Source organism: Streptomyces sp. NPDC091287, from assembly GCF_044768525.1.
Classification (GTDB): Bacteria; Actinomycetota; Actinomycetes; order Streptomycetales; family Streptomycetaceae; genus Streptomyces.
In genome coordinates, this window is record NZ_JBIVUV010000029.1 from 20,724 (window position 1) to 35,139 (window position 14,416).

At 72.5% G+C, this 14,416-nt stretch carries 14 protein-coding genes and 2 tRNA genes; 11 read left to right on the forward strand and 5 right to left on the reverse strand.

Annotated elements, in window-relative coordinates; translation table 11 throughout:
- Positions 1-141: 141 nt before the first annotated feature.
- Genes ACIQRW_RS35645 through ACIQRW_RS35655 form a run of 3 tightly spaced genes read left to right on the forward strand, consistent with a single transcriptional unit; the run spans position 142 to position 2,915 of the window.
- On the forward strand, positions 142-1,200 hold the full coding sequence (locus ACIQRW_RS35645) for a chorismate-binding protein (RefSeq protein WP_403768769.1): 1,059 nt from the start codon (positions 142-144) through the stop codon (positions 1,198-1,200).
- The gene (locus ACIQRW_RS35650) at positions 1,197-2,018 is read left to right on the forward strand and encodes an aminotransferase class IV (protein ID WP_403768772.1); all 822 of its coding nucleotides are present in this window, start codon (positions 1,197-1,199) and stop codon (positions 2,016-2,018) included. Before ACIQRW_RS35645 ends, ACIQRW_RS35650 begins: the two co-directional genes overlap by 4 nt.
- A 60-nt stretch (positions 2,019-2,078) precedes the next feature.
- The gene (locus tag ACIQRW_RS35655) at positions 2,079-2,915 is read left to right on the forward strand and encodes a GNAT family N-acetyltransferase (RefSeq protein WP_403768774.1); all 837 of its coding nucleotides are present in this window, start codon (positions 2,079-2,081) and stop codon (positions 2,913-2,915) included.
- A 49-nt stretch (positions 2,916-2,964) separates the two neighbouring features.
- On the opposite strand, the gene ACIQRW_RS35660 is transcribed toward ACIQRW_RS35655, so the two are convergent.
- Complete coding sequence (locus ACIQRW_RS35660; protein WP_403768777.1) at positions 2,965-3,483, reverse strand: DsbA family protein; 519 nt, start codon at positions 3,481-3,483, stop codon at positions 2,965-2,967.
- A 166-nt stretch (positions 3,484-3,649) separates the two neighbouring features.
- Between ACIQRW_RS35660 and ACIQRW_RS35665 the strand changes: the two genes are divergently transcribed.
- On the forward strand, positions 3,650-4,123 hold the full coding sequence (locus ACIQRW_RS35665) for a hypothetical protein (RefSeq protein ID WP_403768780.1): 474 nt from the start codon (positions 3,650-3,652) through the stop codon (positions 4,121-4,123).
- A 167-nt stretch (positions 4,124-4,290) separates the two neighbouring features.
- Positions 4,291-4,446 carry a hypothetical protein gene (locus ACIQRW_RS35670; RefSeq protein ID WP_164494018.1) on the forward strand — a complete coding sequence of 52 codons (156 nt, stop codon included), beginning with the start codon at positions 4,291-4,293 and terminating at the stop codon, positions 4,444-4,446.
- A gap of 36 nt (positions 4,447-4,482) precedes the next feature.
- On the opposite strand, the gene ACIQRW_RS35675 is transcribed toward ACIQRW_RS35670, so the two are convergent.
- Positions 4,483-5,079 carry a CGNR zinc finger domain-containing protein gene (locus ACIQRW_RS35675; protein ID WP_403768784.1) on the reverse strand — a complete coding sequence of 199 codons (597 nt, stop codon included), beginning with the start codon at positions 5,077-5,079 and terminating at the stop codon, positions 4,483-4,485.
- A 270-nt stretch (positions 5,080-5,349) separates the two neighbouring features.
- On the reverse strand, positions 5,350-5,763 hold the full coding sequence (locus ACIQRW_RS35680; protein ID WP_003959770.1) for an SsgA family sporulation/cell division regulator: 414 nt from the start codon (positions 5,761-5,763) through the stop codon (positions 5,350-5,352).
- Positions 5,764-5,953: 190 nt separating this feature from the next.
- Here ACIQRW_RS35680 and ACIQRW_RS35685 point away from each other — a divergent pair, with 190 nt between their 5' ends.
- Positions 5,954-6,409 (forward strand): TIGR02611 family protein, encoded by a 456-nt coding sequence (locus ACIQRW_RS35685; RefSeq protein WP_403768787.1) that lies wholly within the window; start codon positions 5,954-5,956, stop codon positions 6,407-6,409.
- A 55-nt stretch (positions 6,410-6,464) separates the two neighbouring features.
- Positions 6,465-6,536 (forward strand) — tRNA-Val (locus ACIQRW_RS35690).
- 111 nt (positions 6,537-6,647) lie between these two features.
- On the opposite strand, the gene ACIQRW_RS35695 is transcribed toward ACIQRW_RS35690, so the two are convergent.
- Positions 6,648-9,260, reverse strand: coding sequence for an SCO7613 C-terminal domain-containing membrane protein (locus ACIQRW_RS35695; protein ID WP_403768790.1), 2,613 nt, complete (start codon positions 9,258-9,260; stop codon positions 6,648-6,650).
- Between the two features lie 139 nt (positions 9,261-9,399).
- Between ACIQRW_RS35695 and ACIQRW_RS35700 the strand changes: the two genes are divergently transcribed.
- Positions 9,400-9,471, forward strand: a tRNA-Val gene (locus ACIQRW_RS35700).
- A 65-nt stretch (positions 9,472-9,536) separates the two neighbouring features.
- On the opposite strand, the gene ACIQRW_RS35705 is transcribed toward ACIQRW_RS35700, so the two are convergent.
- On the reverse strand, positions 9,537-10,262 hold the full coding sequence (locus ACIQRW_RS35705; protein ID WP_403768793.1) for a 3'-5' exonuclease: 726 nt from the start codon (positions 10,260-10,262) through the stop codon (positions 9,537-9,539).
- 226 nt (positions 10,263-10,488) lie between these two features.
- Here ACIQRW_RS35705 and ACIQRW_RS35710 point away from each other — a divergent pair, with 226 nt between their 5' ends.
- From ACIQRW_RS35710 to thrS, 3 genes are all read left to right on the forward strand, one after another.
- On the forward strand, positions 10,489-11,085 hold the full coding sequence (locus tag ACIQRW_RS35710; protein WP_403768796.1) for a DUF4365 domain-containing protein: 597 nt from the start codon (positions 10,489-10,491) through the stop codon (positions 11,083-11,085).
- Entirely contained in the window at positions 11,085-12,338 is a 1,254-nt protein-coding gene (locus tag ACIQRW_RS35715) for a hypothetical protein (protein ID WP_403768799.1), read from the forward strand. The genes ACIQRW_RS35710 and ACIQRW_RS35715 overlap by 1 nt, the downstream gene beginning before the upstream one ends.
- 99 nt (positions 12,339-12,437) lie before the next feature.
- Positions 12,438-14,414, forward strand: coding sequence for a threonine--tRNA ligase (gene thrS / locus ACIQRW_RS35720; RefSeq protein WP_403768802.1), 1,977 nt, complete (start codon positions 12,438-12,440; stop codon positions 14,412-14,414).
- Positions 14,415-14,416 lie beyond the last annotated feature (2 nt).

Sequence of the window (14,416 nt, forward strand, 5' to 3'; positions counted from 1 at the left end):
CTTTTCCGGCCCGCTTGCGCGTCCCGGCGACGTGTTGAACTCTAGCGGATTCCTGGGCCAGTACAAAAACGCGTTTGTGCAGCGTGCTGCGGTGACCTCGCCCCGACGCAGGTCACCGCACACCGTCCTAGACTCATTCGCGTGCCCGACCTCGCCCCCTTGGCCCGTTTCGACGGCCTCATCGCCTCCGGTCTGCAGGATGTGACCCACGATCCCGCGGCTCTCGACTCATCCGGTTTCTGGGCGGTATGCGCCGATTTCGAAGGGCGCATCGTCTGCGCCCGCTTCTCCGATGTGCGCAAGGAGGCAGTGCCCCCTCCCGTTCCCGGAGCATGGCGCGGGCCCGCCACCGGGGACTGGACCTCCTCGCTGGACCGTGACGCCTACACGGCGGGCGTACGGCGGATCCGTGAACACATCGCGGCGGGCGACGTCTACCAGGCCAACCTCTGCCGGGTGCTGTCCGCACCGTTCCCCGGCGGCGGGGCCGGTGCCGACGTCGATGCCCTGACCTCCCTGCTCGCCCGCGGCAACCCGGCCCCGTACGCGGGAACGATCCGCCTGCCGGGCCACGGCGTGGAGGTCGCCACCGCGTCGCCGGAACTCTTCCTCCGGCGTGACGGGCGGACCGTGGAGTCCGGGCCGATCAAGGGCACCGGCCGGACCGAGGACGATCTGCTGGCCAAGGACCACGCGGAGAACGTGATGATCGTGGACCTGGTCCGCAACGACCTGGGCCGGGTCTGCGCCCCCGGAAGCGTGAGCGTGCCCGATCTCTGCGTCGTCGAGAAGCACCCGGGTCTCGTCCACCTCGTCTCCACCGTCCGCGGCCGGCTGGCCGACGGAGCGGGCTGGCCCGAACTGTTCGCGGCGGCCTTCCCGCCCGGCTCGGTCACCGGGGCGCCGAAGTCCAGCGCGCTGCGGATCATCGCCGAGCTGGAGCGGGCTCCGCGCGGGCCGTACTGCGGTGCGATCGGCTGGGTCGACGCCGACCGGGGTACGGCCTCGCTCGCCGTCGGGATACGGACGTTCTGGATCGACCGGACCGGGCCCGCGCCGCTGCTGCGGTTCGGGACCGGGGCCGGGATCACCTGGGGATCGGACCCGGAGCGCGAATGGGACGAGACCGAACTCAAGGCCTCCCGACTGCTCGCTGTAGCGTCGGGTGCGTATCCGGAGACAGGAAGGACCGCACTATGAGGATCTGGGTCAACGGCGGACTGCGGGACGCCGACGACGCCCGGCTGTCGGTGCTCGACCACGGGCTGACCGTGGGCGACGGCATCTTCGAGACGGTGCGTACGAGCGAGGGGCGCCCCTTCGCGCTGACCCGGCACCTCGACCGCCTCACCCGGTCCGCCCGAGGCCTGGGGCTGCCCGATCCGGACCACGACGAGATCCGCCGGGCCGCCGCCGCGGTCATCGACGCCAACCCCGTCGCCCTGGGACGCCTGCGGATCACCTACACCGGCGGGCTGTCCCCGCTCGGCTCGGACCGGGGCACCGACGGGCCGAGCCTCGTCGTCGCCCTCGACGGAGTGAGCCGCCGCCCGGACAGCACGGCGGTGATCACCGTTCCCTGGACGCGCAACGAACGCGGCGCGCTCGCCGGCCTGAAGACCACCTCGTACGCCGAGAACGTCGTCGCCCTGGCACGGGCGCGGGAACGGGGCGCGTCCGAGGCGCTGTTCCCCAACACCGCGGACCGCCTCTGCGAAGGCACCGGCTCCAACGTGTTCGTCGTCCTGGACGGCCGTATCCACACCCCGCCGGTGGCCTCCGGCTGCCTCGCCGGCATCACCCGCGCGCTGGCCGTGGAGTGGACCGGGGCCGAGGAGACCGACCTTCCGATGGACGTCCTCGCCGAGGCCGACGAGGTGTTCCTGACCTCGACGCTCCGCGACGTCCAGGCCGTGCACCGCCTGGACGATCGCGAGCTGACCCCGGAGATCGGACCGGTGACGGCGAAGGCCATGCGGATCTTCGCCGAGCGGGCCGGCGACGACCTCGACCCGTAACGGGCCCGGTGCCCCCGAAAAGCGCGTGACGGGGCCCCGCACAGGGGATACAAACCCTTGATGACCACGACACTCCGGCCGTCCGGGCCGCTTCAGCAGGGCGCCGACGGTGCGCGGGCCCGCCACTACGACGTGTGCGACAACGGGCGACCCGTCGGCGCCGTCGCGATCAGCACCGACGACGCGTTCGGCGCGACCGCCGGGGTGCTGCGCTCACTCAGCGTCGAGGAGCCCCGGCGCAGACGCGGCCGGGGCACCATCGCCGCGCTCGCCGCCGAAGAGGTGCTGCGGGGGTGGGGCTGCACCCGGGTAAGGGTGGAGGTCCCCGCCGACAACGACCCGGCCCGCCGCCTCGCGGCCGCCCTCGGCTACACCGAACGCAGCCGCAACATGGTCAAGGACCTCGGCCCGGACACGGTCCGGCTTCCCGCGGGCCTCACCTCGCGCGCGATGGGCGATGAGGAGTTCGCCGCCTGGCGGCAGGACGCGGTGCGCACGTACGCACAGGACTGGGTCGACCGCGGCGTGCCGCCCGAGCAGGCCAGGCTCAAGTCCGAGGCCGACCACGCCACCCTCCTGCCGGACGGACCGGCGACCGACGGGGTGCACTTCGAGGTGCTGGTGCACGCGGGCGAGGTCGTCGGCCACGTGTGGGTGGCCCGCCGGGAGCTGCCGCCCGGTGGCGACGCCGGGTTCGTCTTCGACGTCGGGGTGCGCGAGGAACACCGGGGCCGGGGCCACGGCAGGACCCTGATGCTGCTCGCCGAGGACATCACCCGCACCTGGGGCGCGGACCGGCTCGGCCTGCACGTCTTCACCTCCAACACGCCGGCCCTGCGGCTGTACGAGTCCCTCGGCTACGCGACGACGCGCTACAACCTGGCCAAGGTGCTGTAGTCGCTCTCCCCGGCGGTCGCTGACGCCTACCGGTGGCCGTTGCTGACCGCTACCGGTCCTGTGCGGCCAGGATGCCGTCGACGATCTCCTCGATCCGCTCGCGCAGCCCGTCCTGGCTCTTGCCGCCGTCCAGCCGCTCGTCGCCGATCACATAGGTGGGCGTGCCGGTGACACCGATCGCCTTGCCCTCCGCCTGGTCGGCGTCGACGATCAGCAGATGCCGGCCGTCGATCAGCGCGGTGTCGAACTCCTCGGCGTCCAGGCCCAGTTCCCGTGCCACAGCGAGGAGCACCGGCTCGCCCGTGCGGCCGAGATCAGCGGTGCGGGACAGCAGGGCCTCGATGTACGGCCAGCCCTTGCCCTGGTCCGTCGCCTCCTCGGCGGCCTGGGCCGCGGCGTAGGCGTGCTTGTGTTTGTCCAGCGGGAAGTGGCGCAGCCGGATCTCGACGCGGTCCCCGTACCGGGCGCGCAGGGCGTGCACATCGTCGAGGGCTCGGTGGCAGTCGGGGCATTCGAGATCGCACCAGAGGTCGAGGACGACCGGTGCCGCGGGGGAGGAGTCGCTCATGTGCCCAGTCTTCCAGGCCGGGCGAGCGCGACCCAACCGGGACCTGGCCACCCCCTGGGGAGGAGCCCGGCCCTGAAATGTCCCTGAGGTGGACGACCACCGTGGCCCCGACGGCGGTCGCCGGTGCAGGATGGAAGGGACGTATCCCCTGCGCCTGGAGGCCCTGATGCTTGCCGAGACCATCTGTTCCGCGGTGTCGGCGGCCGGCCTCGGCATCGCCGCGGTGACCGCGTACCGCAAGCGGTTCCTCACAGCGACGAGGATCGCCGCCTACTCCCTCGTCCCGGTCGGGCTCGTGCTGACCGGGGTCGTCGAGTGGGTCGCCGGGATCGCCTTCAAGCCGAGCGTCTGGCTCGGCTTCGGGGTGCTCGGCCTGTCCTGGCTGCTGTTCATGACCACCCGCGCCATCGAGCGGCGCAGCGGCACCACCCGCGCGGAACGCAAGGCCGCGCGGGCGGCCGGACGGAACGAGGCGGTGGCCCCGGCAGCCTCCGCTCCCTCGCTCGGCGCGGGCGGTGCGGCGGGACCCGCGGCAGCGGCCGCGAAGCCGAAGCCGCAGCCGAAGAAGAAGCAGGAGGCCGCCGCGCCCGGCGACGACTTCAGCGACATCGAGGCGATCCTCAAGAAGCACGGCATCTGAGACGGCGGCCGGCCCTGCGGGCGCGCGTGCTCGGGCCACCGGCCCGAATGTCTGACGGCTCCCCGTACGCCGGAGCGATTATCGATGGCCACGGGACGGTGAACTCCCGGGGGAATGAAGCCGGTTGATCGCCAACACGGCCGCGGGTGCGTCATGATCACCCCGAGATGGTGGACACTTCCCGGGGCGATGCCCCCGCACCCCCCGCCGAAGAGCCCCGCGGCTGTCTCTTCGCGCTCTCCCAGCCGCCCCTGATGATCTTCCTGACGGTGATCGGGGGCCTGCTGCTGATGGCCGCCCTGCACGATCTCTTCGTGCTGTGACGCCTCGCGCCACCGTGCGGGGGTGCGGCCCGGGCGTCAGCCCGCGGCTTCCTTGCGCCGGGCCCGGTACGCCGCGACGTGGAGCCGGTTCCCGCACGTACGGCTGGAGCAGTAGCGGCGGGAGCGGTTGCGCGACAGGTCGACGAACGCGTGCCCGCAGTCCGGGGCCTCGCAGCGCCGCAGCCGCTCCTGCTCGCCCGCCACGATGATGAAGGCCAGTGCCATGCCGCAGTCGGCCGCGAGATGGTCGGCGACCGAGGCGTCCGGGGCGAAGTAGTGCACGTGCCAGTCGTAGCCGTCGTGGTCGGTGAGCTGCGGGGTGGTCCCGGCCGCCGCGACGAGCCGGTTGACGAGGTCGGCGGCGGCGCGGGGGTCGGGCGCCGCGAAGACCTCGGCGAAACGGGCCCGGACGTCGCGCACGGCGGTCAGGTCCTTCTCGCCGAGCGTGCCGACCCCGCTGATGAGATGCCGCTCCGCGAAGGCGTACAGCGCGGCGATATCAGCGAGACCGTCCTCGGATCCGCCCGCGAGTCCGCCCCTGGGGTCGTCCCGCGGCGGCTCGTTCTCCGGTGCGGTGTTCACCAGATCGACCACCGTGTCGAGGGCGATCCGGGTGTCGTGAGGGATCAGCACGCTTCGCTCCCTGGCCTTCCGGCGGGCGGGCGCCTGCCGATGGCGGCTGACTCTACTGGCTCGACCGGCCTGTGCCGGGCCCGGTGCGGGCCCGGCAGGGAGCGGAACGGACCCCTCCGTCCCCTGGGAGGAGGAGCCGCGGCAGCCGGGCGCACCGGCGCCGTCGTCGCGGTGGTTTCCGCGACGACGGCGCCGGTGTCTGCCCTATGCGGTTGTCAGCACGACGCCGTCGCCCCGAGTCGGACGGCGTAGAGCGGCTCTCTGCCTGGCTCAGCTCTCGGCCAGGATGTGGGAGAGCTCCGTGTCGAGATCGAAGTGACGATGCTCGGTGCCGGGCGGAACCGCGGCGTCGGTCCTCTTCAGGAACGACTCCAGGGCTCGTGCCGGGGCTTCGAGCAGGGCTTCTCCCTCTGGGGAGCTCAGGGCGATGCATACGACGCCTTGACCGTGACTACGAGATGGCCAGACGCGGACGTCTCCGGTGCCGGTGGGCCGGTGCAGCCCTTCGGCAAGGAGGTCGCGGGCGAATACCCATTCGACCGTCTCCTCCGCTCCGGTGTGGAAGGTGGCGTGCACGGCATAGGGATCGGCCGTGTCATACCGCAGGCCCGCGGGTACAGGCAGTGAGGACTCGCTCGACACAACGAGGCGCAGGTGCAGCTCGCAGCTGACCGTGGTGTTCATAAGCGCCAGGGCCTTTCGCTCAGTGTGCGCTCGGGGATTCGCACGTCGGCGAAATCGACATGCCACCTACGGTGGCGTTGTAAACCCCTCTGACCCATTTGTGATGCTTCGGGTCCCTCGCTCAGCGGCGTGTAACTTTGAGTTATGCGCCCATTCCAGTGACGAAGACAGGTCGGGTAAGTTGAGCTTCATGAACGCGGAGAGTGACGAGCGGAGCGAGGTCGCCGACCAGGCGGCCCCGGCATCCGCCACGGGGGAATCGGACCGGGTGGAGCGTGAGCTGGGCTCGCGGGCGCCGGGTTTCATCAAGGCGTCGAAAGCGCTCCATCTGAGCTGGCAGGTCGGCGTCTTCATCGTCGGTCTCGGCGTGGTGATCGCGGGCGTGCTCATGCTGGTGCTGCCGGGCCCCGGCTGGCTGGTGATCTTCGGCGGTATGGCGATCTGGGCGACCGAGTTCGTCTGGGCCCAACTGGTGCTGCGCTGGACCAAGCGCAAGGTCACCGAGGCGGCGCAGCGGGCCCTCGATCCCAAGGTCCGGCGACGCAACATCATCCTCACCACGGTCGGGCTCGTGATCATGGCGGTGCTGGCCGGGATCTACGTCTGGAAGTTCGGGCTCGCCATGCCGTGGAAGATCAGCGAGTAGCCCGGCGGACGGTCCAGGAGCACCGCTGACATGGGGTAATGTTTGCGGTGCGCCCGGGCGATTAGCTCAGTGGGAGAGCGCTTCGTTCACACCGAAGAGGTCACTGGTTCGAACCCAGTATCGCCCACCCGGACAGAGGGCCCGGGAGACGGATTCCGTCTCCCGGGCCCTCTGCGTTGCCCGCCGGGGCCCGGTCCGGGAGCCGCTGTGAGCAGCGTGCCCCCGGACCGGGGGTGGCTCACCGCATCCGCCCCAGTGCGTCCCTGAGCCGACGGGCTTCGCGCAGCCGCTGCTCGTACGTCGCTCCTACCACCAGCAACAACAGCCCGGCCAGGGCCGGCGGCAGCCAGCGGGGGAGCGCACCCGCGACCTGCACCACGTACGGGGCCAGCTCATGCAGCCCGTCCAGTGCCAGCACAGCCCCACCGAGCAGCAGCAGCGCCTGGAGGCGGTAGCGCGCGCCGAGCAGGGTGATCACCAGCGCCGCCACCCCCATCAGCAACGGCCGGAGCCAGTCCGTGTCGGTCCAGGCGACCGCCATGCTCGGCAGCAGCGTCGCCGCGAGCCCCGGCCCGTACGCCGTCCACGACGAGGCCTCCGGGTCCCGGCGCCGCCGCAGCACGCCGATCACCAGCGCGGGCACGGTCACCGGCAGCGTGTACGCCTCCGGGAACGACACCTCCGAGGCCGCCAGCCGCACCCACGTGGCCAGCACGAACAGCGCCGCCGCCAGGTAACCCGCCACCGGCCGCCGCTCCGGCCGCACCGCCGCCCCCGCGGCCAGCACCCCGCACAACGCCAGCACCAGGGCCAGGAACGACGCGTCGGACACCGCGAGCCCCACGGCGACCAGCGCCCCCAGCGCGCCCGTCAGCTCCACCGGCATCGCCACCGGGTTCCGCCGCAGCCGTGCCCCGAGCAGCACCGTCAGCGCGGGCACCACGAGCACCAGCGGCGCGGTCTCCTGCGGGGCGAGGCCCAGCGACTCGCCCGCCAGCCCCGTGAGCACGGCTCCCCAGACCACCGCGGCGACCGCGAACACCGCACGCGGCACCTCGGCTCCCGCCCGGACCGCCGCCCCGGCGAACAGGGCCGCCAGCGCGCCGAACACCGCGTAGGAGGCCCCCTCGGACGCCAGCGACAGCACTCCGACGCTCACCGCCCCGGCCACCGCCGCCACCAGAGCGGTCACGGGCACCGCCGTCGCGCCCCGGTCGCTCCCGGTACCCCTGACCGCCAGAGCGAGCAGGCCGCCCACCAGAGCCGTCTCCCCGGCCACCGCGAGCGCGTAGGGCACGTCCAGCAGCGCCCCGGCCAGCAGGAACGCGCCCCAGCCGAGAGCCACCGCCCCCGCACCGACGACCCCGCGCAGCGTTGCCGCGGAAGGCCGCCTGCCGGCACCGGCCCCAGCACCGGACCAGCCGGACCAGCCGGACCAGCCGGGCCAAGGCGCTGCGGCCCCGACCGCTCCCGGTACTCCCGGTACCCCCGCTCCCGGCGTGCCGGTGTCCGCCGTCCTCGGCGCGGCCAACGGCGCCGTGATCCGCACGACCGACGGCCACCACCGGTACGCCGCCCCCAGCAGCCCGGCCACCAGCGCGAGCACCACCGGCGCCGCGGCCAGCTCCGACCACGGCAGCGTCGACCCCAGCGCGGACCGGAAACCCTCCGGCGACCCCGCCCACACGTCCGACAGCAGCGTCCCCGGGCCCAGCAGCACCGCCGCGAGCGGCGGCAGCGCCCACACCAGGGCACCGGCCACCACCGTCCCCGACGCCGCCAGCACCCCGCGTGCCGCGTCCCTCGGCACCCCTGCCCGTACGACCCCGATCAGGGCGAGGCCGCACAGCAGATAAGCGAGCACCCGCCAGCCGTCCGGCAGCGCGGCGGCCGGCACGCCGCCCACCGCGGCCACCGCCGCGAGGCCCGCCACCACACCGCCCGTCCGGGCGAAACCCCGCGGTGCGCGCCACGCCCCGGCCAGGGCCGCCGCGGCCGCTGCCAGCAGCAGCGCGCCCGGAGCCACCGCCCCGAGCGGCCCGGAGGCCGTCGTGGACAGCGCCAGGCCCACCATCAGGGCCGAGAACCCCATCGCCGATCCACCCACGCACGCCGTGACCCGCACCCCGGTGCCCTTGCCCCACAAGGCGATCGCTCCGTCCAGCACCGCGGTCGCCAGCAGCGCCCACCCGACCACCAGCGCCGGTGCGCCCGCGGCCCAGGCCCAGAACAACAGCGGCCACTGCGCCAGCACCACGGCGGCCGGCAACGGCAGGCGCAGCGTGCCCAGCGCCAGCCCGTACGCCGTCCACAGCGCCGCGAGCACCGCAGACGCGGCGGCCGTGAAGCCGAGCCCGTCGGTGTCCGGCGCGGCCACCGCGTGGACCGCGTAGACGTCCAGCAGCGTCAGCACCAGGGCCAGGGCCGCCAGCGCCTCGGCGGTGGCCGCCAGCCCCCGCCGCAGCAGCACCGCCGGGGCGATCAGCGCCCCCAGGGTCACCGCGGCCAGCACGGCCGACCGGCCGCCGATCCCCATCGAGCCCCAGCTCACCAGGGTGAACGCGACGGCCGCGACGGTCAGCAGCAGACCGCCCAGCGTCAGCAGGACGTTCTGCGCGCCGCGCGGGGCGGACGGCCGCTTCGGCACATAACCCCACGGCTGCGCGGGGGCGCCGGGAGGCGCTCCCCAGCCGGACGGGTTCCAGCCCGGAGCGGCCGTCGGCCCGGGCGGCCGCAGCGCGGCGAGCAGCCAGGTGCGCCGGGTCAGCAGCTGGGCCCGGCGGGCGTCCAGCTCGGCCAGTTCTCGGTCGAGGCGGGCCAGTTCCTCGGCGGGCGGGGGCACGTGTTCCATGTACGGGAGTGTGGCCCCGGCCACCCGGCCCGTACATGCGCTCGGATACTCACTTCCCGGCCGCGGCGCCCTGAGTAGAGCCCGACCGGAAGGAGTTTGAACGAAGCCCTCGAAGCCCTGTATGGTTCAACCCGTTCCCGGGCGATTAGCTCAGTGGGAGAGCGCTTCGTTCACACCGAAGAGGTCACTGGTTCGAACCCAGTATCGCCCACCGGGGAAAGCCGGTCCGCCAGCATCACGCGGACCGGCTTTCGCATGTCCCACGCCTCGAACCCCTCACGCCGCCGCGGGCAGTTCCGGGCGCAGCGGCCACGCCGGATCCACCGTCTCCGGCGTCCCGCTCTTCGCGAACCACGCCTCCAGGCCACGCGCCTGGGCCGCGTGCCAGGTCGCCTGCAAGGCGTGCAGCTCGGACGGCGACAGCCGCTCCAGCCGGGTCGAGAAGCGCCGGCACACCGCCCGTACCAGCTCCAGCGAGGCCGTCGCGTCGGCCGCCGCGTCATGGGCGCCGTCGAGCACCACCTCGTAACTCGCGCACAGATCCGTGAGCGTACGACGGCCCTTGCGGTAGCGGTCCAGGTGTTTGTCCAGCACCCGCGGATCCACGACGCGCATCGGCACACCGTCCAGATAGCCGGCCAGCGACGACGCCCGGTGCCGTTTCAGCTCCCGGTCCAGCAGCGTCAGATCGAAGGGGGCGTTCATCACGACCAGCGGCCGGCCGGTCGCGCAGCTCTCCGCCAGGGCCCGGGCTATCTCGTCCATCACCGGGGCGGGCCAACGCCCGTTGCGCTGAAGGTGATCGTCGGTCAGACCGTGGATCCCGGTCGCCCCCGGCGGGACCGGAACCCCCGGATTGACCAGCCAGCGCGTGACGCGGACGCGACCGCCCGCGGTGTCCTGCGCGACGAGAGCGGCCGAAACGATCCGGTCCTGCTCGACGTCCACGCCTGTCGTCTCCGTGTCAAAAGCGGCCAGTGGCCCCTCGAACCAGTGCATCATCCCCGAACTCCTCGCACCCGCACGGCAGATGGAATGATTCCTCTGCCCGGTATCGGTGATACCCGGGCTGTTTGCCTGATACGCCGTTTGCGGGCGGTCCGATGCGGTGACAACACAGTTGAGACGCCGGGAAGTTGCCTTCGGCGTCCGTCGATCCGTCCAGCCCACGACACCCGCCGGCAGACCACCTGCCATCGATCGGCACGCCCGGAAGGCACACGGAGCCATGGCGCTCGCGCAGCCCGACCCCGGGGGAACCGCCCGCGCCGAGGCCATCGGGCCCCGGCTGCCGCAGCAGCTCGACGCGCCGCTGCGCGGCTCCCTCGCCACCACCGCCTGCATGGAAACCCTTCAGGTGGGCTATCTGCACGCCGTCGCGGCGGCGGCGGGATGCTCCCTGTCCCAGCCCTTCCCCGACAACGGCATCGACTGGCACGTCAGCCACGGCGCCCCGGCCCACACCGTCGACGACGAAGTGACCATCAAGGTGCAGCTCAAATGCACCTACCAGATACCGCCGCACCCGGCGGGCGGGGCGTTCTCCTTCACGCTCGACAACGCCCACCTCGTCAAGCTCGCCCGCAGCCCGGTGTCGGTGCACAAGATCCTGGTCGTGATGATCGTCCCCCGCAGCCAGGACGACTGGCTGCGCGCCGGGCCCGGGGGCCTCGACCTGCGCCACTGCTGCTACTGGACCAACCTGGCCGGCCACGCGGTGACGGGCCGGTACCGGACCACTGTGCGCATCCCGACCTCACGGATCTTCGACGACCGCGCACTCTGCGACATCATGGCCCGGGTCGGGGCCGGAGGGAGACCCTGATGCACCGGTCGATGGACGAGCCCACGGGCGGAGCGGGACTGCCCGCCGCCCGCTCGCATCCCACCGCCCGCCCCGGGCCCCCGCCACTCGCCGGGGCCGGTGAGGAACTCCCCGACCCCGCCGTCCTCGGGGCCCTCCTGCGCCGGCACGGCTGGCAGCGGCGCGGGGGAGCACCGGGACGCTACGGCCGCTGGACCCCACCCGGATCCGCCGCCGGGACGACCAGCCTGCTGGTGCCCGAGAGCGCGGGCTTCCCCGACAGCGGGGAGCTGATCGAGGAGGCCCTGCTCGCCCTCGGCCGCAGCGCCGCCCCCTCCGCCCGCGACATCCTTCTCTCCCTCACCCTGCCCAGCGACGAGATCCGCTGGTGGCGCGAGGTCCCCGAGTCGGCGGCCGGAGCCGCGGGCGCCTCGGGCTGGACCGAGGCGGAGGAACTGCGCTCGGCCGCCCGGCAGGTCCTCATGGCCGGGGCCCTCGCGGCCCGCGGCCGGGCCGGCTACCACGGGGCCCGGCACCGGCGGAAAGCGCGCGCCGCCCTGGACGACGCCCTGATCGGGCCCGGAGCCGACGGCCGGAGCCTCACCGCGTACGTCCCCGTCGCCTCCGGCCGCGCCGTCGCCGTGCGGCTCTGCCATGCCCTGCACGCCACCCGCGACGCGGTGGACTACCAGCGGGCCACCGGCGGCATGGAGGCCTTCGACAGTGCGGTCGCGGCGGGCGTCGGCCGGGAGCTGACCGAGGCGCTGATCGCCCTGGTGCGCGGCTCGGAGGGGGCCCGGATCGACCTGCGGTGGGCGCCCGCAGCAGGCACCCCGGACGGCTGCCCGGCCCGCCCCGCGCCCGTCGAGTTCTCCCCGGGCGACCTGCCCGCCCTGCGCGCCGCCGGAGCCCGCTACCTCCGCGACGAACCCGCCGTGCAGGTGCGGTTGACCGGCGCGGTGGTCCGGCTGCGCCGCTCGGGGCCGCGCGGCGCCGGAATCGTACGGCTGCGGGTACTGGCCGGGGCCGAGGTCGCGCACGTCCGCGTGGAGCTGGACGAGGAGGCGTACCGCATCGCGGGCCACGCCCACCTGGTCGGACTGCCGCTCCGGGTGGAGGGGCGGCTGGAGAACCGGGGCGGCTTCCGGCGGCTCACCGGGGCCTGTCAGGTCGCGCCCGTCCAGGTCGACGAGGCCGAACGGGACCGGCTGATGAAGGCCCTCCAGGAGAACGTGGACTTCTTCGAGGAGGCGTGCGCGGGGGAGGAGGGGTAGCGCTGCCCGGAAGTCGTTCGCGTCGGGGGCGTACGGCTCGGTACGATTCGCATTGCTTAGCCATGTGAAGGCAGGCGCCCCCTCAGTCAGGAGAGACCGGTGTCAGACGTCCGTGTGATCATCCAACGCGATTCCGAGCGGGAAGAGCACGTGGTGACGACGGGCACGACGGCCGGCGAGCTCTTCCCCGGTCAGCGCACCGTCGTCGCCGCGCGTATCGGCGGCGAGCTGAAGGACCTCTCCTACGAGCTCCAGGACGGCGAGGCCGTCGAGCCGGTGGAGATCTCCTCCGAGGACGGCCTGAACATCCTGCGCCACTCCACCGCGCACGTCATGGCCCAGGCCGTGCAGGAGCTCTTCCCCGACGCCAAGCTCGGCATCGGCCCGCCGGTCAAGGACGGCTTCTACTACGACTTCGACGTCGAGAAGCCGTTCACGCCCGAGGACCTCAAGGCCATCGAGAAGAAGATGCAGGAGATCCAGAAGCGGGGCCAGAAGTTCTCCCGCCGCGTGGTCTCCGACGAGGCCGCCCGCGAGGAGCTGGCCGACGAGCCGTACAAGCTGGAGCTCATCGGCATCAAGGGTGCCGCCTCCTCCGAAGACGGCGCGGACGTCGAGGTGGGCGGCGGCGAGCTGACCATCTACGACAACCTCGACCCGAAGACCGGTGACCTGTGCTGGAAGGACCTCTGCCGGGGTCCGCACCTGCCCACCACCCGGTTCATCCCGGCGTTCAAGCTGATGCGCAACGCCGCGGCGTACTGGCGCGGCAGCGAGAAGAACCCGATGCTCCAGCGCATCTACGGCACCGCCTGGCCGACCAAGGACGAGCTGAAGGCGCATCTGGAGTTCCTGGAGGAGGCCGCCAAGCGCGACCACCGCAAGCTCGGCAACGAGCTGGACCTCTTCTCCTTCCCCGACGAGATCGGCCCCGGCCTCGCGGTCTTCCACCCCAAGGGCGGCGTCATCCGCCGGGCCATGGAGGACTACTCGCGCCGCCGTCACGAGGAGGAGGGCTACGAGTTCGTCTACAGCCCGCACGCCACCAAGGGCAAGCTCTTCGAGAAGTCCGGCCACCTGGACTGGTACGCCGACGGCATGTACCCGCCCATGCAGCTCGACGACGGGGTGGACTACTACCTCAAGCCGATGAACTGCCCGATGCACAACCTGATCTTCGACGCGCGGGGCCGCTCGTACCGCGAACTGCCGCTGCGTCTGTTCGAGTTCGGCACCGTGTACCGGTACGAGAAGTCGGGCGTCGTGCACGGCCTGACCCGCTCGCGCGGCTTCACGCAGGACGACGCGCACATCTACTGCACCAAGGAGCAGATGGCGGAGGAGCTCGACCGCACGCTCACCTTCGTGCTGAACCTGCTCCGTGACTACGGGCTGACCGACTTCTACCTGGAGCTCTCCACCAAGGACCCGGAGAAGTACGTCGGCTCCGACGAGACCTGGGAAGAGGCCACCGAGACGCTGCGTCAGGTTGCCGAGAAGCAGGGTCTGCCCCTGGTCCCGGACCCGGGCGGCGCCGCGTTCTACGGCCCGAAGATCTCCGTGCAGTGCAAGGACGCCATCGGCCGCACCTGGCAGATGTCGACCGTGCAGCTCGACTTCAACCTGCCGGAGCTCTTCGACCTGGAGTACACCGGCCCGGATGGTTCCAAGCAGCGCCCGGTCATGATCCACCGTGCTCTGTTCGGTTCCATCGAGCGTTTCTTCGCCGTGCTCCTGGAGCACTACGCGGGCGCGTTCCCGGTCTGGCTCGCGCCGGTCCAGGCCGTCGGCATCCCGATCGGCGACGCCCACATCCCCTACCTCCAGGAGTTCGCCGCCAAGGCGCGCAAGCAGGGGCTGCGGGTGGACGTGGACGCGTCCTCGGACCGGATGCAGAAGAAGATCCGCAACCAGCAGAAGGCCAAGGTGCCCTTCATGATCATCGCTGGTGATGAGGACATGGCCAACGGCGCCGTCTCCTTCCGTTACCGCGACGGTTCGCAGGAGAACGGCATCCCGGTCGACGAGGCCCTCGCCAAGATCGCGAAGGCCGTCGAGGACCGCGTACAGGTCTGATC